The organism is Pseudoflavonifractor capillosus (assembly GCF_016902575.1).
Taxonomy (GTDB): Bacteria; Bacillota; Clostridia; order Oscillospirales; family Oscillospiraceae; genus Enterenecus; species Enterenecus capillosus_A.
This window is the reverse complement of sequence record NZ_JACSNZ010000008.1, coordinates 1-20,374: the sequence shown is the minus strand read 5'-3', so window position 1 is coordinate 20,374 and position 20,374 is coordinate 1. Positions and strand designations below refer to the sequence as shown.

Below are 20,374 nucleotides of genomic sequence, written 5' to 3'. Positions count from 1 at the left end.
GGGAAACAACTGAATACTTATGCAAAATGGGGGCTTGCATTCTGAAAGCAAAAGGGGTATACTTGGCTTCACTGAGATAGAAAAAACCATTGGAGGAATGCAACCATGGCAGAAGTGAAAAAAGTAGTGCTGGCCTATTCCGGCGGCTTGGATACATCCATCATCATCCCCTGGCTGAAGGAGAACTACGGCAACCCTGAGATTATCGCCGTGTCCGGGGATGTGGGCCAGGGCACCGAGCTGGACGGCCTGGAGGAGAAGGCCATCAAAACCGGCGCCTCCAAGCTGTATGTGGAGGACCTCACCGACGAGATGGTGGACGATGTGATCATCCCCTCCATGATGATGGGGGCCAAGTATGAGGACTACCTGCTGGGCACCGCTTTCGCCCGGCCCATCATCGCCAAGCGCCTGGTGGAGATCGCCAAGGCCGAGGGCGCCGACGCCATCTGCCACGGCTGCACCGGCAAGGGCAACGACCAGGTGCGTTTTGAGCTGGCCATCAAGCGCTTTGCCCCTGAGATGACCATCATCGCCCCCTGGCGTGAGTGGGATATCAAGGGCCGGGAAGAGGAGATTGCCTACGCCGAGGCCCACAACGTGCCCTTGAAGATCAGCCGGGAGACCAACTACTCCAAGGACAAGAACCTGTGGCACCTGTCCCACGAGGGCCTGGATCTGGAGGACCCCGCCAACGAGCCCCAGTACGACAAGCCCGGCTTCCTGGAGATGGGTGTGTCCCCTGCCATGGCTCCCGACGCTGCGACTTATGTGACCATCGACTTTGAGCAGGGCTGGCCTGTGGCGGTGGACGGCGAGAAGATGAAGGCCAGCGACATCATCCGCAAGCTCAACGACCTGGGCGGTGCCAACGGCATCGGTCTGCTGGACATCGTGGAGAACCGTCTGGTGGGCATGAAGGACCGTGGCGTGTACGAGACCCCCGGCGGCACCATCCTCTACCGGGCCCACGAGGTGCTGGAGATGATCACCATCGACAAGGACACCAAGCACATGAAGCAGAAGCTGTCCATTGACTTTGCCGACCTCATCTACAACGGCAAGTGGTTTACCCCCCTGCGGGAGGCCCTCCAGGCCTTCGCCGTGAAGACCCAGGAGTACGTCACCGGCACCGTGAAGCTGAAGCTGTACAAGGGCAACATCATCACTTCCTCCGTCACCTCTCCCTGTTCTCTCTACTCCGAGAATCTGGTGACCTTCGAGGAGAGCGACTACAACCAGGACGATGCAACAGGCTTCATCAACCTGTGGGGTCTGCCCGACACCGTGCAGGCACTGCGGGAGCAGGGCAAGTTGAAATAACTTTTCTGACGCAGGGGCGGCGAAAGGCCGCCCCTGCGCTTGGACTATCTTTTTATAAAAGGCAGTGATTGCATATGAAATTATGGGCAGGCCGGTTCCAAAAGGAAACGGATACACAGGTCAACGACTTCAATTCCTCCATTACCTTTGATGCCCGGCTCTACGAGCAGGACATCCGTGGCTCCATTGCCCACGCCACCATGCTGGGGCACCAAGGCATCATTGAGGAGCATGAGGCGGAGAAGATCGTAGAGGGCCTGAAGGCCATTTTAGACGACATCGAGGAGGAAAAGGTGGAGTTCTCCCTGGACAATGAGGACATCCACATGAACATCGAGGCCCTTCTCACCCAGCGCATCGGCCAGACGGGCAAGCGTCTGCACACCGGGCGCAGCCGCAACGACCAGGTGGCCACCGACTTTAGACTCTATGTCAAGGAGCAGATTCCCACCATCATCGACATGATCGTGGACTTGCAGAAGGTGCTCATCAAGAAGGCCAAGGCCAATGTACATACGGTGATGCCTGGCTACACCCACTTGCAGCGGGCACAGCCCACCACCTTCGGCCACTACATGATGGCCTATGCCAACATGCTGCGCCGGGATGTGACCCGGCTGGAGGACTGCCTGGAGCGCATGGATGAGTGCCCCTTGGGGGCCGGCGCTCTGGCCACCTCCACCTACCCTGTGGATCGGTTCCAGACCGCCGCTGCCCTGGGCTTTGCCAAGCCCAGTGACAACTCCATGGATGCGGTGTCCGACCGGGACTACGCCATTGAGCTGCTGTCCGCTCTGTCCATTTTGATGATGCACCTGTCCCGGTTCTCCGAGGAGATCATTCTGTGGTGCTCCTGGGAGTTCAAGTTTGTGGATTTGGATGATGCCTACTCCACCGGCTCCTCCATCATGCCCCAGAAGAAGAACCCCGACGTGGCCGAGCTGGTGCGTGGCAAGACAGGCCGGGTGTACGGCTCCCTTATCACCCTGCTCACTGTCATGAAGGGTCTGCCTCTGGCCTACAACAAGGACATGCAGGAGGACAAGGAGCCGGTGTTTGACGCCATCGACACGGTGGAGCTGTGTGTGCCCGTGTTTTCCGCCATGCTGGACACCCTGACCGTGCGGCCCAAGAACATGGCCAAAGCGGCCTCCGGCGGCTTCATCAACGCCACCGACTGCGCCGACTACCTGGTGAAGAAGGGGATGCCCTTCCGGGAGGCGTACATGATCGTGGGCCGTCTGGTGAACATCTGCATCAAGTCCGGGGAGAGCCTGGACACCCTGCCCTTGAAGGACTTCCGGGCCATTTGCGGTCTGTTTGACGAGGATGTGTACGAGGCTTTGCAGCTGAAGACCTGTGTCAACGGCAGAACCGTGTACGGCGGCCCCTCCGAGGAGTCGGTGAACCAGCAGATCCAGGCCATGGAGGAGTTCGTGGCCCAGCGGAGCAAATAAAGGAGAATGAATATGAAGACGATTTCCGGCGGCGTCACCGCCCCCAAAGGATTCCGTGCCGCAGGGGTATACTGCGGCGTCAAGGCCAGCCACGCCGGGGATGTGACCCCTGTGGTGCCTGCCACAAAAGGCAAGCCTGACCTGGCCATGATCGTGTCCGACTGCGAGTGTACCGCAGCCGCCACCTACACCCTCAACCGGGTGAAGGCCGCCCCCCTGTATGTGACCATGGGCCACCTGGAGGACGGGGTGTGCCGGGGCATTGTGGCCAACAGCGGCAATGCCAACGCCTGCGCTCCCATGAGCCACGAGAACGCCGAGAAGATGTGTGAGCTGGCTGCCGCCGCCACGGGCCTGAAGCCGGAGGACTTTGCCGTGGCTTCCACCGGTGTCATTGGCCAGACCTTGAACATCGCCGCCATTGAGCGGGGGATGCCCCAGGTGGCTGGGGAGCTGTCCTATGACGGCTCGGATGCTGCTGCCCACGCCATCATGACCACCGACACGGTGAAAAAGGAGATCGCCCTCACCGTCACCATCGGCGGCAAACCGGTGACCATCGGGGCCATTGCCAAAGGCTCCGGCATGATCCACCCCAACATGGGCACCATGCTGTGCTTCATCACCACCGACTGCGCCATCACCTCTGAGATGCTCACCGAAGCCCTCCACGCCATTGTGCCCCGCACCTTCAACCGGGTCACTGTGGACGGGGACACCTCCACCAACGACATGTGCGTGGTGCTGGCCAACGGTCTGGCGGGCAACAGCCAGATCGAGTGGAAGGATGACGACTTCACCGTGTTTTACAAGGCCCTGCACCAGGTGTGTGAGACCATGGCCCGCTCCATCGCCGCCGACGGCGAGGGCGCCAGCCGCCTCATCACCTGCACGGTGACCGGGGCCCGCAACGAGGAGACCGCCGAGCGTTTGGCCAAGGCGGTGGTGGGTTCCTCCCTGGTGAAGGCCGCCATGTTCGGGGCGGATGCCAACTGGGGCCGGGTACTGTGCGCCATGGGCTATTCCAAGGCTCCGTTCCGTCCCGAGTATGTGGACGTGTCCTTCTCCTCCATCCAGGGGGATATCCTGGTGTGCCAGAAGGGTGCCGGGGTGGACTTTGACGAGGACTTGGCCAAGAAGATTTTGAGTCAGGACGAGGTGGTCATTGCAGTGAACCTCCACGAGGGGGATGACCAGGCCACCTGCTGGGGCTGCGATCTGACCTATGAGTATGTAAAAATCAACGGAGACTACCGCTCCTAAGAAAACGAAGGTGCTGAACATGGCTTATTCACTGGCAGACCGGGCCCAAGTGCTGGCGGAGGCTCTGCCTTACATTCAAAAATACAGCGGCAAGACCATTGTGGTGAAATACGGCGGCAACGCCATGATCTCCCAGGAGCTGCGCTGCGCCGTCATTTCCGACATCATCCTTCTGTCTCTGGTGGGCATCCACGTGGTGGTGGTCCACGGGGGCGGCCCCGAGATCAACCAGATGCTGAAACGTCTGGGCAAAGAGGGCAAGTTTGTGGACGGCCTGCGCTACACCGATGAGGAGACCATGGACGTGGTGCAGCAGGTGCTGTGCGGCAAGGTCAATAAGGATCTGGTGGCCACCCTCAACCGTATGGGCGGCCAGGCCTTAGGGCTGTGCGGTATGGACGCTGAGCTGTTCCAGGCGGTACAGCTCAGTGAGAAGTACGGCCTGGTGGGGGAGATCACCCATGTGGACCCCAAAGTGGTGCAGGATGCCCTGGCTATGGGGTACATCCCTGTGGTGTCCACCGTGGCTCTGGGCACCGATGGAGACACCGCCTACAACATCAATGCCGACACCGCCGCTGCCAAGCTGGCGGTGGCCCTGGGGGCGGAGAAGCTGGTGCTGCTCACCGACGTGCGGGGCCTGCTCCGGGATCCCAAGGATGAGAGCACCCTCATCCACTCCGTACAGGTGTCTGAGATCCCCGGCCTCATCAAGGACGGTATCATCAGCGGCGGCATGATCCCCAAGATCGACTGCGCTGTGGAGGCGGTGCGCTCGGGAGTGCACTCCACCGTCATCCTGGACGGGCGCATTCCCCATTCCATTTTGATTGAATTGCTCTCGGATGACGGAGCGGGCACCATGCTGGTGCGATAAAGGAGGACACTATGAATACCCAACAGCTGATGGATTTGGACCATCAATATCTGGTGCAGACCTATGGTCGCAACCCCATTGCCCTGGATCACGGCCTGGGAGCCACCATGTACGATTTGGAGGGGAAGGAGTACATCGACTTCGCCTCCGGCATTGGCGTTTTGTCCCTGGGCACTGCCCACCCCAAGTGGCTGGCGGCGGTGACCATGCAGGCGGCCAAGCTGGGTCATGCGTCCAACCTGTACTACACCCAGCCCTACGCCAAGCTGGCTGAGAAGCTGTGCACCCGGTCTGGCATGTCTGCGGCCTTCTTTGGCAACTCGGGGGCGGAGGCCAACGAGGGTATCATCAAGCTGGCCCGGAAATATTCCTTTGACAAGTACGGCAAGGGGAGAGGGACGGTCATCACCCTGAACCGCTCCTTCCACGGCCGCACCATCACCACCCTGGCCGCCAACGGTCAGGAGGTGTTCCACCAGTACTTCTTCCCCTTCACCGAGGGGTTCCGCAGTGCTGACCCCACCATGGAGGCCATCCAGGAGGTGGCGGGCCACGACGTGTGTGCCGTGCTGCTGGAGCTGGTGCAGGGCGAGGGCGGCGTGCTGCCCATGGACCAGGAGTTTGTGAAGGAACTGGCTCAGCTGTGTGAAAAGCGGGACTGGCTGCTGCTGGTGGACGAGGTGCAGACGGGCATTGGCCGCACCGGCTCCCTCTTTGCCTTCCAGCAGTACGGCATTCAGCCCGACGCCTGCTCCTTTGCCAAGGGCATTGCCGGAGGTCTGCCCATGGGCGGCTTCCTGGTGGCGGAAAAGTGCCGCAACATCCTGGGTCCCGGCACCCACGGCTCCACCTTTGGCGGAAACCCTGTGAGCGCCGCCGCTGGCTGCGCTGTGCTGGAGGTGCTGGATGACGAGACCATTGCCCAGGCCAAGGAGAAGGGGGCCTACATCCGCCAGTCCATTGAGGACATGAACCTGCCCTGCCTGGGTAAGACCCGGGGCCTGGGCCTGATGATTGGCATTGATGTGGCAGAAGGGTACAGCAACAAAGAGCTGTGCGCCAAGCTCAATGTGGGGGGGCTGTTGACCCTCACCGCCGGAGCGGGACTGCGGTTCCTGCCCCCCTTGACCATCACCCGGGAGGAGATGGACAAGGGCCTCGGCGTGTTCCGGGACGTGCTGTCCCGGGTGTAAGAAGAATATTTCCCAGGGAGGTTCGAAGGATGAAGAAGGATTTACTCAAGTTGATGGATTTGAGCGGGGAGGACATCAAGGAGATTCTGGACACCGCTGACCAGATGAAGTACAGCCAGAAGCACGGCATTCCCCACGATGCGCTGCGGGGCAAGACCCTGGCTATGATTTTTGAGAAGAACTCCACCCGCACCCGTGTCTCCTTTGAGGTGGGGATGTACCAGCTGGGTGGCCACGCCCTGTTCCTCTCCGGCAAGGAGAGCCAGATTGGCCGGGGCGAGCCCATTGAGGACACCGCCCGGGTGCTCTCCCGCTACTGCGACGGTATCATGATTCGAACCTATTCCCAGGAGGAAGTGGAGTCTCTGGCGAAATACGCCTCCATCCCCGTCATCAACGGCCTCACCGACTTTGCCCACCCCTGCCAGGTGCTGGCGGACCTGATGACCATCCGGGAGAAGATGACCCGGCTGGAAGGTCTGAAGCTGGCATTCATTGGGGACGGCAACAACATGGCAAACTCCCTCATTGTGGGTGGCCTCAAGTGCGGTATGGATGTGTCCGTGGCCTGCCCTGAGGGGTACGACCCCGACCCCCAGGTGCTGGAGTTTGCAGCCAGCGTAGAGGGGGCCAAGTTCCAGCTGTGCCGCAAGCCGGAGGATGCGGTGGTGGATGCCGACGTGGTGATCACCGACGTGTGGGCCTCCATGGGCCAGGAGGAGGAGAAGGCGGAGCGGGCAAAGGCCTTTGCCGGGTACTGCATCGATGACAAGCTCCTGTCTCTGGCCAAGCCCGGGTGCATGGTGCAGCACTGTCTGCCTGCCCACCGGGGGGAGGAGATCACCGCAGAGGTGTTCGAAGCCCACGCCGACGAGATCTTTGAGGAGGCGGAGAACCGCCTCCACGCCCAGAAGGCGGTTATGTACCTGCTGATGAAATGAGCACAAAGGCTCCTCTTGCCATGCAAGGGGAGCCTTTGTGCAAGTGAAAAATGAAGAATGAAGAGTGAAGAATGGTGGTGTGCCGCCAAAGCGGCACGGATTTCAATGGGGGCGCAGACTGGAGGGTAGGGCAAAGGCTCTCTTCGGGAGGGAAACTGGAGGGTTCTGCCGTGCACCGACGTTTTTCTAAAGAAGCACTGCATTTTTATATCGTGAGTATCAGCGGCAGCGGCGCAAGGAGTAGGGATGATTCCCCATACCTCAGCGTCGGTAGGGACTGCTCCGGCACTGAGCCAAGATGCTCAGGGGGTACCTAGGGGGGAAAGCCCTAGGCGATTCTTTGGTGACTTTTTCATCGTGGAGAAAGTCACCCCAGCGGAGCGTCCTGGCCAGGCTGCCAAGTCTGTACCAGAGCAGAGGAGAAGGACAATCCAAACACCACGAAAAAACAAAAAGCCGATGCAAAAACAGATTAAATCTGTCGTACATCGGCTTTGTTGCGTGAATATTATGGGTCGCAGCGGTACAGGTAAATCCACTGATAGCCCAGATAGCTGAGCGACCCGGACCGGATGGGCACCTTCAGGGGGTTAAACGCCCGATAGGGCTCACCCAGTTTGCACACATAGATGACGCCGTCCACCTCAATCACCGGTTCCATGCTCTCCTCCTGCACGGTGATGGACTTGCCCTGCTGGGAAAAGTGCTTCACCAGCTCGTCGGTGAACTCCCGGGGGGTGGTAATGGGGTCAGATGGTTCAATGTACATCTGATGGTTATGGGGCAGTAACTTCATGGTGACACCTCCAGGCAAAGCGATTGTGAAAAACCCCGCAAAAAGGCATGAAACTTTTTGCGGGGCTTTGTGTGTGATTGAGATTAAATACCCAGGTAATTTTTCAGCATGTTCTGGAGCAGCTCATCTCGATCCAGCTTTCGGATGAGGGCCCGGGCATTGTTGTGGTTGGTGATGTAGGTGGGGTCTTCGCTGAGAATGTAGCCCACCAGCTGGTTGATGGGATTGTAGCCCTTCTCCTGCAAGGAGGCATAGACAGAGCTGAGGACGGAGCGAATCTCGTCATCCTTGTTCATGTTGACGCTGAACTTGCGTGTATAATCCATATCATTCATTGGGTACACCCCCGATAAAAATCTATCAGTCCGATTCATCGGATGAAAGTATTGTACCCCAAATGGGGCGAATTGTAAAGAGGGAGGGAGAAAAATCCCGTGGCAACCCAGCTGCCGGATTGCCACGGGAGGGTGCTTGCATGTGAGAAAAGCGTCAGCCCATACGCTTGACTGCCACCACATAGTCGCCGTAGTAGCCGCCAAACAGAGTGTCGGTACGCACGGTGTAGCTGGTGGTGGAGGCGTGGAGGACGGTGTTGTTGCCTATGTACATCACCACATGGGTGGTGGGCAGTGCACCGCCGGAGCTGTCATACTTGGGATTGTAGATGAACACCAAATCGCCGGGCTGCATCTCATCCACCGAGACGAAGCGGCCGCTGTTGTAGTACTGGCCGGAAGAGCCCCGGTCGATGTTGATGCCCAGCTGACGGAACACATAGTAGAACAGGCCGGAACAGTCAAAGCTGTTGGGGCCGGTGGCGCCGTACACATAGGGCTTGCCCAGCTGCTGCTTGGCAAGAGCCACGGCTTTCTCGCCAACGGAACTGGAAGAATTGCTGGCACTGTTGTCGGTGCTGTTGCTGCCACCGCCGTTGGAGGTGGAGACATACTGGGCGCTGACGTAGCCTACCCCGTTTTTATAGGAGATCTTGTACCAGCCGTTGGAAGAACCCAGAATGGTCGCTGAGTTGCCGGAGTAGAGAAGACCCAGGCGGGAATAGCCGGTGCCAGCCCCAGAGCGCACGTTCAAGGCATCGGCGGTGACGATGCCGGAGGTTTTGGTGTCGCTGTTGTGGGAGCCACTGTTGCTGCCGGTGGAGATGTACTGGGCGCACACATAAGCGCTGCCATTGCCGTAGGAGATCTCATACCAGCCATTGCCGCAGTCCTTGAGAATGGACACGGAGTTCCCGCTGTACAGATAGCCCACACGGGAGTGGCCGGTGCCGGCCCCGGAGCGGACGTTGAGACAGGCGGTGTTGACAGTGCCGGTGCCGATGGGCTTGGCGTTGGAGCTGCCAGAGCTGCTGCCGGAGACCTTGATCCATTCGGCGGACACATAACCGGTGTAACCACCGCCGGAGATCTGATACCAGCCGTTGCCGCAGTCTTCCAGGATCATCACAGAGGCGCCCTTATACAAAAGACCCAGGCGGTTGTACACGGTGCCAGCCCCGGAACGCACATTCAAAGCGTCGGCGGTGACAGTGCCTTGGCCCACTACGGCCTCGCTGCCGGACTGGCTCACATTCAGCCAGTCAGCGGACATATAGCCCACCTGATCTCCATAGGAGACCTTGTACCAGCCATCCAGCTCCTCCAGCAGGGTCACCACGCTGTTGCGGGGAGCCAAGTTGAGGATGTCGGAGTTGGTGTTGGCCTGGCTGCGCAGGCGCAGGGCGTCTGCCGTCACAGTGCCCTTGCCAATGGAAGCCAGGGCGATGCCGGTGGTCATGGCCAGTGCAAGGCCGGTGATGGCGGCGACCTTGACCAGTCTTCTCTTTCTGTGCATGGGGGCAAGCCTCCTACTTTCTTTATTTATTTCCCTGACAGGGCACGCATCAGCCAGATGGAACCCATGTCAATGGCAGAGAACAGATCGGGAAGATCGGACTTCTTTACCACACGATCCCGGCTCTTCAGGTCGGGGTCAGTGAGCTGAAGCTCCAGGTGCACCTTGTCAGCCAGTTCCAGATCGCCGGACTTGGTGGTGCTCATCACCTGAATCATGATGATATACTTATCCGCCATGGACCCGTAGTAAATCAGATTGTCCTTGCGGCGCAGGGGATGTCCTTTATACATCAGTGTGCTGGTCTTGTCAGCCATAATAGCCTCCTTAGAAATATGCAAAAGTCGTTGTAACCAATTTGTAACTATTGTAACTCTTTGTTTCCCGCTTGTCAACCGCAGATATTGATGAAAAAGACCTTTCTGCCACTTTTTTGGGCAGAAAGGTCTTTTGTCAAGATCGAACCAGAACGGCCACAAAAATCGCCGCATCCAGGACAACCAACAGGGGAATTGTCACATAAAACTTGGGTTTGCGGATTTTGTGGTGAAAGAGGTGCATTCCCACAAAGCCGCCCACGGCCCCGCCTGCCAGGCAGGAAAAGAGCAGGGATGCCTCGGGAATCCGCCGTCGGCCCAGCTTGGCCATCAGCTTATCCCAGCCGAAGAGGAGCAGGGTAAAGGCGGAGAGTACCCCAAACCACACCAGCAGCAGATAGAGCCGCTCAGTCATGGCTCAGCTGGGACTCCAGGTAGTCCTCGTAGCTCATGCGCTTGTCAATGAGCTTGCCCTCGGGGGTAAAGTCAAAGATACGGTTGGCCACGGTCTGCACCAGCTGGTGGTCGTGGGAGGACACCAGCACGTTGCACTTCACCGACTCCAGGCCGTTGTTCAAAGCGGCGATGGACTCCAGATCCAGGTGGTTGGTGGGCTGGTCCAGCAGCAGCACGTTGGCCCCGGAGAGCATCATGCGGGAGAGCATACAACGCACCTTCTCACCACCGGAGAGCACCTTCACGGGCTTGAAGATGTCATCGCCAGAGAAGAGCATCCGGCCCAGGAAGCCCCGCAGGTAGCTCTCATGCTGATCCTCGGAGAACTGGCGCATCCAGTCCAGAATGGACAGGTCGCAGTCGTTGAAGAAGGGGGAGTTGTCCTTGGGGAAGTAGGAGAAGGATGCGGTCTGGCCCCACTTCACGGTGCCCTCGTCAGGCTCCCACTCCCCGGTGAGGATCTTAAACAGGGCGGTGTGGGCATTTTCGTTGTCACCCACAAAGGCAATCTTATCCCCGTGGCCCACGATGAAGGACACCTTGTCCAGTACCTTCACCCCGTCCACGGTTTTGGACACGTCGGTGACAAAGAGAATGTCCTTGCCCACTTCCCGGTCGGGAGAGAAGCCCACCCAGGGGTAGCGGCGGGAGGAGGCGGGCAGCTCCTGGACCGTGAGCTTGTCCAGCAGCTTGCGCCGGGCGGTGGCCTGCTTGGACTTGGACTTGTTGGCAGAGAACCGGGAGATAAACTCTTGCAGCTCCTTGATTTTGTCCTCGTTACGCTTGTTCTGCTGCTTGATGAGGTTTTGCACAAGCTGGGAGGACTCGTACCAGAAGTCATAGTTGCCCACATACATCTTGATCTGGTTGTAGTCGATGTCCACGATGTGGGTACACACGGTGTTGAGGAAGTGGCGGTCGTGGCTGACCACGATGACGGTGCCGTCGTAGTCCAGCAGGAAGTCATTGAGCCACTCCACGGCGGCGATGTCCAGGTTGTTGGTGGGCTCGTCCAGCAGCAGGATGTCGGGGGCGCCGAACAGGGCCTGGGCCAGCAGCACCTTCACCTTCAGACGGGCGTCCAGGGTCTCCATGTTGTTGTAGTGGAGATCCACCCCGATACCCAGGCCCTGGAGAATGCGGCTGGCGTCGGACTCGGCCTCGTAGCCGCCCATCTCGGCGTACTCCGCCTGGAGGTCAGCCGCCCGCAGGCCGTCCTCGTCGGTGAAGTCCTCCTTCTCGTACAGGGCGTTCATCTCCCGGCCGATCTCATACAGGTGCTGGTTGCCCATGATGACGGTGTCCAGCACCGTGTAGGCATCGTAGGCGTTTTGATCCTGCTTCAAAACGGACATGCGCACCTTGGGCAGGATGGACACAGAGCCGCTGGTGGGCTCCAGCTGACCGGAGAGAATTTTCAGGAAGGTGGACTTACCGGCGCCGTTGGCGCCGATGATGCCGTAGCAGTTGCCCCGGGTGAACTGCAGATCCACATGGGAGAACAGAGGGGCTCCCTGGTAGCTCAGGGACAGATCGGAAACAGTAATCATATCGAGCTCCTTCGGTAACGTCAGTGATTGGTAGGCATATTGCGCTATATCATACCACATTTTTCGGTGGAATGGTAGCGTAATTTTGGAGATTTGGCGGAAGAAGAGAAAAATCAAAAAAAGAAGCCCCGCCATCAAGAAGCGTCTTGACAGGGGACAAAAGCTATGGTATCATAAATTGCTTTTAACATATGGTCAAAAACCCGGGGGATACTCCCCCAGGCTAAGCACAGTATACCAGACCATGGCAGGAAATGCAAGAGGCAATTTTACGAATGTGACAACAACCCCGGGTGTGCGCAATGCGCCCACCTGCAAAATTCTTACGAAGTGGAGCGTGATCAGCAAATGGCAAGAGCGGTCAAAGACGTCTATTACGGCAAGACCTTGCGCAAGAGCTTCGCCCGCAGCGAGGAAATTCTGGAGATGCCCTACCTGCTGGAGATCCAGAAGTCTTCCTACAAGTGGTTTTTCGAGACCGGGCTGCAGGAAGTGTTCAACGATGTGGAAGCCATCACCGACTATGCCGGGAACCTGGAGCTGAGCTTTATCGGCTTCTCCATGGACGACCCCCCCAAGTACACCATTGAAGAGTGCAAAGCCCAGGACGCCACCTATGCCGCCCCCATTAAGGTGCAGGTGCGCCTGCGCAACAAGGAGACGGGCGAGATCAAGGAGCAGGAGATCTTCATGGGCGATTTCCCCCTGATGACCGATGCCGGCACCTTCGTCATCAACGGCGCTGAGCGTGTCATCGTCTCCCAGATCGTCCGTTCTCCCGGCGTGTACTATGCCAAGAACGCCGACAAGGCGGACAACATCACCTACGCCTCCACCGTCATCCCCTATCGTGGTGCCTGGCTGGAGTATGAGACCGACCTGTCCGATGTGTTCTATGTGCGCATCGACAAAAACCGCAAGCTGCCCATCACCTGCCTCATTCGTGCCGTGGGCCCCAAGACCGACGCTGAGATCCTGGATATGTTCGGTGAGGATCCCCGCATCCTGGCCACTCTGGAGAAGGACAGCTGCAAGACCTACGAAGAGGCCCTGCTGGAAATTTACCGCAAGATGCGTCCCGGCGAGCCCCCCACGGTGGACTCCGCCGAGAGCCTGCTCAACGCTCTGTTCTTTGATCCCCGCCGCTATGACCTGTCTGCGGTGGGCCGCTACAAGTTCAACAAGAAGCTGACCATGTGGACCCGTCTGTCCGGTCAGAAGCTGGCTGCCCCTGTGGCTGATCCCTCCACCGGTGAGATCGTGGCCGAGGCTGGCGAGGTGCTCACCCGTGAGCGTGCCATGGAGCTGGACCGCCTGGGCGTCAACGAGGCCTTTGTGGAGGTGGAAGACCTGCACACCGGCGCCCACATCGTCAAGGTGTTCTCCAACGGCATGGTCAACATGGCCGACTTCGTGGACTTCGACCCCGAGACCGTGGGCATCTCCGAGAAGGTGCGCTTTGTGGTCTTGAAGGAGCTGCTGGCCAAGCGGGATGAAGAGGGCCTGAGTCAGGAGGAGTTTGAAGACCTCATCCGTGAGCGCATGCTGGACCTCATTCCCAACCACATCATTGTGGACGACATGATGGCCTCCATCAACTACCTCAACTGCCTGGCCTTTGGCGTGGGCACCCCCGACGACATTGACCATCTGGGCAACCGCCGCCTGCGCTGCGTGGGCGAGCTGCTGCAAAACCAGTTCCGCATCGGCTTTACCCGTATGGAGCGGGTGATCCGTGAGCGTATGACCATTCAGGATCTGGACATCGTCACCCCCCAGTCCCTGATTAACATCCGCCCCGTCACCGCCGCCATCAAGGAGTTCTTCGGCTCCAGCCCCCTGTCTCAGTTCATGGACCAGACCAACCCTCTGGCCGAGCTGACCCACAAGCGCCGTCTGTCCGCTCTGGGCCCCGGCGGTCTGAGCCGTGACCGTGCCTCCTTCGATGTCCGAGACGTACATTACAGCCACTATGGCCGTCTGTGCCCCATCGAGACTCCCGAAGGTCCCAACATCGGTCTGATCTCCTATCTGGCCTCCTATGCCCGCATCAACCGCTACGGCTTCATCGAGGCCCCCTACCGCAAGGTGGAGAAGATTTACGACGAGAACGGCAAGTGTGTGGCTGCCCGTGTCACCGACCAGGTGGAATACATGACTGCCGACGTGGAGGACGAGTTCAACGTGGCTCAGGCCACCGAGCCTGTGGGCGAGGACGGCACCTTCACCAATCGACGTGTGGCCTGCCGTCACCGCAACGAGATCATTGAGGTGGACTTCAACCAGGTGGACTACGTGGACGTGTCCCCCAAGATGATGGTGTCTGTGGCTACCGCCATGATCCCCTTCCTGCAAAACGACGACGCAAACCGTGCTCTGATGGGCGCCAACATGCAGCGTCAGGCCGTGCCTCTGCTCACCACTCAGGCCCCCATCGTGGCCACCGGTCAGGAGTACAAGAACTGCCAGGACTCCGAGGTGGTTGTGCTGGCCGAGGGCGACGGCGTGGTTACCCGTGTGGACGCCACCGCTGTCTCCGTGCGCTACGACGGCGGCGAGGAAAAGACCTATCAGCTGACCAAGTTCCTGCGCTCCAACCACGGCACTTGCATCAACCAGCGTCCCATCGTCTCCGTGGGTGACCGAGTGAAGGCCCGGGACACCCTGGCCGACGGCCCCTCCACCTGCGACGGCGAGATCGCTCTGGGTAAGAACATCCTCATGGGCTTTATGACCTGGGAAGGTTACAACTACGAGGACGCTATCCTGCTCAACGAGCGCATGGTGAAGGAGGACGTGTTCACCTCCATCCACATTGAGGAATATGAGACCGAGGCCCGTGACACCAAGCTGGGCCCCGAGGAGATCACCCGTGACATCACCAACGTGGGTGAGGACGCTCTGAAGGATCTGGACGAGCGGGGCATCATCCGTGTGGGCGCCGAGGTTCATGCCGGCGACTACCTGGTGGGTAAGGTCACCCCCAAGGGCGAGACCGAGATGACCGCCGAGGAGCGTCTGCTCCGGGCCATCTTCGGTGAGAAGGCCCACGAGACCCGTGACACCTCCCTGAAGGTGCCCCACGGCGAGTGCGGCATCATCGTGGACGTGAAGGTGTTTACCCGTGAGGAGGGTGCTGAGCTGGCTCCCGGCGTCAACCAGGTGGTGCGTGTCTACATCGCCCAGAAGCGTAAGATCAGCGTGGGCGATAAGATGGCCGGCCGTCACGGCAACAAGGGTGTTGTCTCCCGCATTCTGCCCCAGGAGGATATGCCCTTCCTGCCCGACGGCACTCCCCTGGACATCGTGCTCAACCCCCTGGGCGTGCCTTCCCGTATGAACATCGGTCAGGTGCTGGAGGTTCACTTGGGTTACGCCGCCAAGGCCCTGGGCTGGAAGGTGGCCACCCCCATCTTCAACGGCGCCGACGAGAAGGACATCGCCGACACCCTGGAGCTGGCCGGCCTGCGCCGGGACGGCAAGAGCTGGCTGTACGACGGCCGCACCGGTGAGCGGTTTGACAACCCCGTCACCGTGGGCTATGTGTACTTCCTCAAGCTCCACCACCTGGTGGATGATAAGATCCACGCCCGTTCCACCGGCCCCTACTCTCTGGTCACCCAGCAGCCCTTGGGCGGCAAGGCCCAGTTCGGCGGCCAGCGCTTCGGCGAGATGGAAGTTTGGGCTCTGGAGGCCTACGGCGCTGCCTACACCCTCCAGGAGATCCTCACCGTCAAGTCCGACGACGTCACCGGCCGTGTGCGCACCTACGAGTCCATCGTCAAGGGCTACAATGTGCCCAAGCCCGGTGTGCCCGAATCCTTCAAGGTTCTGGTCAAGGAGCTGCAGGCCCTGTGTCTGGACATCCAGGTGCTGGACGAGCACGGCAATCAGATCGAGCTCAAGGACGAGGATGAGGACACCTATCAGCCCGGCCGCTTCAAGGAGGATTACGACCGCTACCAGGATTACGGCAGCGAGAGTGACTTCGCCCAGGCTGGCTTTACCATGAAGGAGACCAGCGACGACGACGATCTGTCCGTGGCCATCAACGAGAATGATACCGCCGACCAGGATGATTCCTACGGCGATGAAGACTAAGAAAGGGAGGATGAAGGAATGAGCTACGCCGAATTTAACGCCATCCGCATTGGCATCGCCTCCCCAGAGCAGATCCGGGAGTGGTCTTACGGCGAGGTCAAGAAGCCTGAGACCATCAACTACCGCACCCTGAAGCCGGAGCGGGACGGCCTGTTCTGCGAGCGGATCTTTGGCCCAACCAAGGACTGGGAGTGCCACTGCGGTAAGTATAAGAAGATTCGCTTCAAGGGAAAGGTGTGCGACCGCTGCGGCGTGGAGGTCACCCGGGCCAAGGTGCGCCGTGAGCGCATGGGCCACATTGAGTTGGCCGCCCCCGTGTCCCACATCTGGTACTTTAAGGGCATCCCCTCCCGCATGGGTCTGCTGTTGGACATCAGCCCCCGTATTCTGGAGAAGGTGCTGTATTTCGCCTCCTATATCGTCACGGATCCCGGCCCCGACTACACCCATCTGACCAAGAATCAGATTCTGTCCGACGCCGAGTACCGCAAGCTGCGTGAGTACTACGAGGACGACTTCCAGGCCGGCATGGGCGCCGAGGCTGTGAAGAAGCTGCTGCAAGACCTGGATCTGGAGCAGCTGTCTGAGACCCTCCGGGCCCAGCTCAAGGACGCCACCGGCCAGAAGAAGGCCAAGATCGTCAAGCGTCTGGAAGTGGTGGATGCCTTCCGCCTGTCCGGCAACAAGCCCGAGTGGATGATTATTGATGTGCTCCCCGTCATTCCCCCCGAGCTGCGCCCCATGGTGCAGCTGGACGGCGGCCGCTTTGCCACCTCCGACCTCAACGACCTCTACCGTCGTGTCATCAACCGCAACAACCGCTTGAAGCGCCTCATTCAGCTCAACGCCCCTGACATCATCGTGCGCAACGAAAAGCGTATGCTCCAGGAGGCTGTGGACGCCCTCATCGACAACGGCCGCCGTGGCCGTGCCGTCACCGGCGCCAACAACCGGGCTCTGAAGTCCCTGTCCGACCTGCTCAAGGGTAAGCAGGGCCGTTTCCGTCAGAACCTGCTGGGTAAGCGTGTGGACTACTCCGGCCGTTCCGTTATCGTGGTTGGCCCTGAGCTGAAGATCTATCAGTGCGGCGTGCCCAAGGAGATGGCCATTGAGCTGTTCCGCCCCTTCGTGATGAAGAAGCTGGTGGAGGACGGCCACGCCAACAACATCAAGTCCGCCAAGAAGATGGTGGATAAGGCCTCTCCCGCTGTGTGGGACGCCCTGGAGTTTGTCATCAAGGAGCACCCTGTCATGCTCAACCGTGCTCCTACCCTCCACCGTCTGGGCATCCAGGCCTTCGAGCCGGTGCTGGTGGAAGGCCGTGCCATGAAGCTCCACCCCCTGGTGTGTACCGCCTTTAACGCCGACTTCGACGGCGACCAGATGGCTATCCACGTGCCCCTGTCCGCTGAGGCCCAGGCTGAGGCCCGCATCCTGATGCTGGCTGCCAACAACCTGTTGAAGCCCTCCGACGGCGGCGCTGTGGCCGTGCCCACCCAGGACATGGTGTTGGGCTCCTACTATCTGACCTATGAGAAGGACCCCGAGCACGATCCCGACTGCTCCTACGCCACCACCGCCGACGCCGCTGCCGCTCTGGAGCGGGGCGAGGTGGGAATCAACGACCGCATTTGGGTGCGGGACGAGGAGGCAAACCGCTGGTACCGCACCACCCCCGCCCTGTGTGGGGAGGCTGTGGACGGCAAGGCCCGTGAGGTCTATCAGACCTTCGGCTGCGACCAGGATGCCAAGCTGGCCTACGACGAGGGCGAGCTGGACCTCCACGAGCCCATTCTGGTGCGCCGCACCGCCGAGATTGACGGTGTGACCCAGGAGAAGATGGTACGCACCACCGTGGGCCGCCTCATCTTCAACGAGGGCATTCCCCAGGATCTGGGCTTTGTGGATCGCACCGATCCCGAGAAGGCCTTCGAGCCTGAAATCAACTTCGTCTGCGGCAAGAAGCAGCTGGCCAAGATCGTGGACAAGTGCATTGCCAAGCATGGCTTCACCGTGTCCGCCACCGTGCTGGACACCATCAAGGCCCGGGGCTACAAGTTCTCCACCCGCGGCTCTCTGACCGTGGCCATTGCAGATATGACCGTACCTCCCCAGAAGAAGGAACTCATCGCCAACACCGAGAAGGAAGTTGTGAAGATCGAGAACCAGTACAAGCGAGGCTTCCTCACCAACGAGGAGCGCTACCGCTTGGTGGTGTCCGCCTGGGAGAAGACCACTGCCGACGTGTCCGACGCTCTGCAAAAGGGCATGGACCGCTACAACCCCATCTTCATGATGGCCGACTCCGGCGCCCGTGGTTCTGCCGCTCAGATTCGTCAGCTGGCTGGTATGCGTGGTCTGATGGCCGATACCTCCGGCCGTACCATCGAGATCCCCATCAAGGCCAACTTCCGTGAAGGTCTGTCCGTGTTGGAATACTTCATCTCCTCCAGAGGTGCTCGAAAGGGCATGGCCGATACCGCTCTGCGTACCGCCGACTCTGGTTACCTCACCCGCCGTCTGGTGGACGTCTCCCAGGAGGTCATCATCCGGGAGGAGGACTGCGGTACCCACGATGGTATCACTGTTTTCGAGATCAGCGAGAACGGCCAGGTCATCGAGCCTCTGCACGAGCGTCTCCGTGGCCGCTACCTGTGCGAGGACTTCAAGGACTTCCGTACCGGCGAGGTGCTCATCAGCCACCACGAGATGATCAACGCCGACCAGGCCAACATGATCGAGGCCAAGCTGCGTGAGCAGGCTGAGGCCGAGGGCGATCCCGACCGCAAGGTGTCCATCCGGGTGCGCTCCGTGCTCACCTGTGAGGCCCGCAACGGCGTGTGTGCCAAGTGCTACGGCATGAACATGGCCTTCGGCGAGCCTGTGGGTCAGGGCGAGGCCGTGGGTATCATCGCTGCCCAGTCCATCGGCGAGCCTGGTACTCAGCTGACCATGCGTACCTTCCACACCGGCGGCGTGGCCGGCGGCGATATCACCCAGGGTCTTCCCCGTGTTGAGGAGCTGTTCGAGGCCCGCAAGCCCAAGAAGATGGCCCAGCTGGCCGAGATCTCCGGCACCGTCACCCTGGAGGAGGCCAAGCGTGCCACCCTGTGCAACGTCACCATCACCGCCGACGACGGCGAGGTGGTCACCTACGCCATTCCGCACAGCGCTGGCATCCGGGTCAAGGCCGGAGACAAGGTGGTCAAGGGCCAGGAGCTCACCGACGGCGCTCTGTCTCCCCACGACGTGCTGCGGGTGCGTGGTGTGGATGCCGTCCACAACTACCTCATCCAGGAAGTTCAGAAGCCCTACCGTCAGCAGGGCGTGGACATCAACGACAAGCACATCGAGGTCATCGCCCGTCAGATGATGCGCAAGGTGCGTGTGGAGGATGCCGGGGATTCCACCCTGTTGTCCGGCTCCACCGTGGACATCATTGAGTACAAGGATGCCTACAAGGCTGTGGAGGCCCGCATTGCCGCTGGCGAGAAGCAGGAGACCGGCGAGGAGCTGCGTCTGCCCACCTGCACCCGTCTGCTGCTGGGTATCACCAAGGCCTCTCTGGCCACCGAGTCCTTCCTGTCCGCCGCCTCCTTCCAGGAGACCACCAAGGTGCTCACCGAAGCCGCCATCAAGGGTAAGGTGGACCACCTGCTGGGTCTGAAGGAGAACGTCATCATCGGTAAGCTCATCCCCGCCGGTTCCGGTCTGGCTGCCTACCGCAAGTATGACAAGATCGAGGACGAGATGCCCCAGGAGGAGAGCCGTTTCGATGCGGTCAACGCCGCTGCTGAGGCCGCCCGTGAGGCTGAGGAGCCCCAGGAGGACGTGAACAACGCTCCTGAGCAGGTGGAAGAGGATGAGATCCTGTCCATCTCCATCGAGGAGTAATGTTCTCCCCAATAACCCAAGGGTAAATATTGATGAAAGGGTCTGTTGCAAAACAGGCCCTTTCTTTTTGCCCTACTGCAGCCTCGCCAGACTGGCAGGCACGCTCCGCTTGGCCCAATTTCTCCCGATGAGAAATTGGGGAAAGAATCGCTTAGGGCTTTCCCCCCTAAGAACCCCCCTTGGGGTACGGGTTTGGTGGTGCGTCAAGCCTATGGTCGGCCCTGGTTTGGTGCCAATTCAGGAAAGCAGTTGCTCCTTGCAAGGCGCACAGCCAGGCAAGCCGTGCGCTGTCTCCCCTCCAGGGCCTTAGTTGGGAGTGTTGCAGCCGTTCCCGGCTGCCGGAAGCCTGGGTTTC

14 protein-coding genes are annotated in these 20,374 nt (G+C 59.9%); 8 read left to right on the top strand and 6 right to left on the bottom strand.

Translation table 11 applies throughout. From position 1 onward, the window contains the following. The first annotated feature begins 105 nt into the window (after nt 1–105). The 6 genes from H9X86_RS04610 to argF all read left to right on the top strand — a co-directional run bounded on the left by H9X86_RS04610 (nt 106) and on the right by argF (nt 7,054). The gene (locus H9X86_RS04610) at nt 106–1,323 is read left to right on the top strand and encodes an argininosuccinate synthase (RefSeq protein ID WP_204900407.1); all 1,218 of its coding nucleotides are present in this window, start codon (nt 106–108) and stop codon (nt 1,321–1,323) included. A gap of 74 nt (nt 1,324–1,397) precedes the next feature. Beyond that, nucleotides 1,398–2,780, top strand: coding sequence for an argininosuccinate lyase (gene argH, locus H9X86_RS04605; RefSeq protein WP_204900406.1), 1,383 nt, complete (start codon nt 1,398–1,400; stop codon nt 2,778–2,780). Nucleotides 2,781–2,792: 12 nt separating this feature from the next. Continuing rightward, the gene (gene argJ, locus H9X86_RS04600; RefSeq protein ID WP_204900405.1) at nt 2,793–4,043 is read left to right on the top strand and encodes a bifunctional glutamate N-acetyltransferase/amino-acid acetyltransferase ArgJ; all 1,251 of its coding nucleotides are present in this window, start codon (nt 2,793–2,795) and stop codon (nt 4,041–4,043) included. A 19-nt stretch (nt 4,044–4,062) separates the two neighbouring features. Continuing rightward, nucleotides 4,063–4,920, top strand: coding sequence for an acetylglutamate kinase (argB, locus tag H9X86_RS04595; RefSeq protein WP_204900404.1), 858 nt, complete (start codon nt 4,063–4,065; stop codon nt 4,918–4,920). A gap of 11 nt (nt 4,921–4,931) precedes the next feature. Then, complete coding sequence (locus H9X86_RS04590; RefSeq protein ID WP_204900403.1) at nt 4,932–6,113, top strand: aspartate aminotransferase family protein; 1,182 nt, start codon at nt 4,932–4,934, stop codon at nt 6,111–6,113. Between the two features lie 29 nt (nt 6,114–6,142). Continuing rightward, entirely contained in the window at nt 6,143–7,054 is a 912-nt protein-coding gene (gene argF, locus H9X86_RS04585; RefSeq protein ID WP_204900402.1) for an ornithine carbamoyltransferase, read from the top strand. A gap of 508 nt (nt 7,055–7,562) precedes the next feature. Here argF and H9X86_RS04580 read toward each other — a convergent pair. The 6 genes from H9X86_RS04580 to H9X86_RS04555 form a co-directional block, all read right to left on the bottom strand. Beyond that, complete coding sequence (locus H9X86_RS04580; protein ID WP_204900401.1) at nt 7,563–7,850, bottom strand: hypothetical protein; 288 nt, start codon at nt 7,848–7,850, stop codon at nt 7,563–7,565. Nucleotides 7,851–7,933: 83 nt separating this feature from the next. Beyond that, nucleotides 7,934–8,185 carry an IreB family regulatory phosphoprotein gene (locus tag H9X86_RS04575; RefSeq protein WP_204900400.1) on the bottom strand — a complete coding sequence of 84 codons (252 nt, stop codon included), beginning with the start codon at nt 8,183–8,185 and terminating at the stop codon, nt 7,934–7,936. 154 nt (nt 8,186–8,339) lie between these two features. Beyond that, entirely contained in the window at nt 8,340–9,701 is a 1,362-nt protein-coding gene (locus H9X86_RS04570; protein ID WP_204900399.1) for a C40 family peptidase, read from the bottom strand. 26 nt (nt 9,702–9,727) lie between these two features. Further along, on the bottom strand, nt 9,728–10,018 hold the full coding sequence (locus H9X86_RS04565) for a hypothetical protein (RefSeq protein ID WP_204900398.1): 291 nt from the start codon (nt 10,016–10,018) through the stop codon (nt 9,728–9,730). 136 nt (nt 10,019–10,154) lie between these two features. After that, complete coding sequence (locus H9X86_RS04560) at nt 10,155–10,433, bottom strand: DUF1294 domain-containing protein (protein ID WP_204900397.1); 279 nt, start codon at nt 10,431–10,433, stop codon at nt 10,155–10,157. Further along, nucleotides 10,426–12,024, bottom strand: coding sequence for an ABC-F family ATP-binding cassette domain-containing protein (locus H9X86_RS04555; RefSeq protein WP_204900396.1), 1,599 nt, complete (start codon nt 12,022–12,024; stop codon nt 10,426–10,428). The genes H9X86_RS04560 and H9X86_RS04555 overlap by 8 nt, the downstream gene beginning before the upstream one ends. 348 nt (nt 12,025–12,372) lie before the next feature. On the opposite strand from H9X86_RS04555, the gene rpoB reads away from it, so the two are divergent. Together rpoB and rpoC are read left to right on the top strand one after the other, a co-directional pair. Next, the gene (rpoB, locus tag H9X86_RS04550; protein WP_204900395.1) at nt 12,373–16,125 is read left to right on the top strand and encodes a DNA-directed RNA polymerase subunit beta; all 3,753 of its coding nucleotides are present in this window, start codon (nt 12,373–12,375) and stop codon (nt 16,123–16,125) included. Between the two features lie 18 nt (nt 16,126–16,143). Beyond that, complete coding sequence (rpoC, locus tag H9X86_RS04545; protein ID WP_204900394.1) at nt 16,144–20,019, top strand: DNA-directed RNA polymerase subunit beta'; 3,876 nt, start codon at nt 16,144–16,146, stop codon at nt 20,017–20,019. Nucleotides 20,020–20,374: the final 355 nt, after the last annotated feature.

Excerpts from the sequence above, each read along its gene's own strand:
- H9X86_RS04575 (WP_204900400.1), bottom strand. The coding sequence starts at position 8,185 with ATGAATGATATGGATTATACACGCAAGTTCAGCGTCAACATGAACAAG.
- rpoC (WP_204900394.1), top strand. The coding sequence starts at position 16,144 with ATGAGCTACGCCGAATTTAACGCCATCCGCATTGGCATCGCCTCCCCA.
- H9X86_RS04580 (WP_204900401.1), bottom strand. The coding sequence starts at position 7,850 with ATGAAGTTACTGCCCCATAACCATCAGATGTACATTGAACCATCTGAC.
- H9X86_RS04590 (WP_204900403.1), top strand. The coding sequence starts at position 4,932 with ATGAATACCCAACAGCTGATGGATTTGGACCATCAATATCTGGTGCAG.
- H9X86_RS04565 (WP_204900398.1), bottom strand. The coding sequence starts at position 10,018 with ATGGCTGACAAGACCAGCACACTGATGTATAAAGGACATCCCCTGCGC.
- argH (WP_204900406.1), top strand. The coding sequence starts at position 1,398 with ATGAAATTATGGGCAGGCCGGTTCCAAAAGGAAACGGATACACAGGTC.
- H9X86_RS04560 (WP_204900397.1), bottom strand. The coding sequence starts at position 10,433 with ATGACTGAGCGGCTCTATCTGCTGCTGGTGTGGTTTGGGGTACTCTCC.
- argF (WP_204900402.1), top strand. The coding sequence starts at position 6,143 with ATGAAGAAGGATTTACTCAAGTTGATGGATTTGAGCGGGGAGGACATC.
- H9X86_RS04555 (WP_204900396.1), bottom strand. The coding sequence starts at position 12,024 with ATGATTACTGTTTCCGATCTGTCCCTGAGCTACCAGGGAGCCCCTCTG.
- H9X86_RS04570 (WP_204900399.1), bottom strand. The coding sequence starts at position 9,701 with ATGCACAGAAAGAGAAGACTGGTCAAGGTCGCCGCCATCACCGGCCTT.
- H9X86_RS04610 (WP_204900407.1), top strand. The coding sequence starts at position 106 with ATGGCAGAAGTGAAAAAAGTAGTGCTGGCCTATTCCGGCGGCTTGGAT.
- argJ (WP_204900405.1), top strand. The coding sequence starts at position 2,793 with ATGAAGACGATTTCCGGCGGCGTCACCGCCCCCAAAGGATTCCGTGCC.
- argB (WP_204900404.1), top strand. The coding sequence starts at position 4,063 with ATGGCTTATTCACTGGCAGACCGGGCCCAAGTGCTGGCGGAGGCTCTG.
- rpoB (WP_204900395.1), top strand. The coding sequence starts at position 12,373 with ATGGCAAGAGCGGTCAAAGACGTCTATTACGGCAAGACCTTGCGCAAG.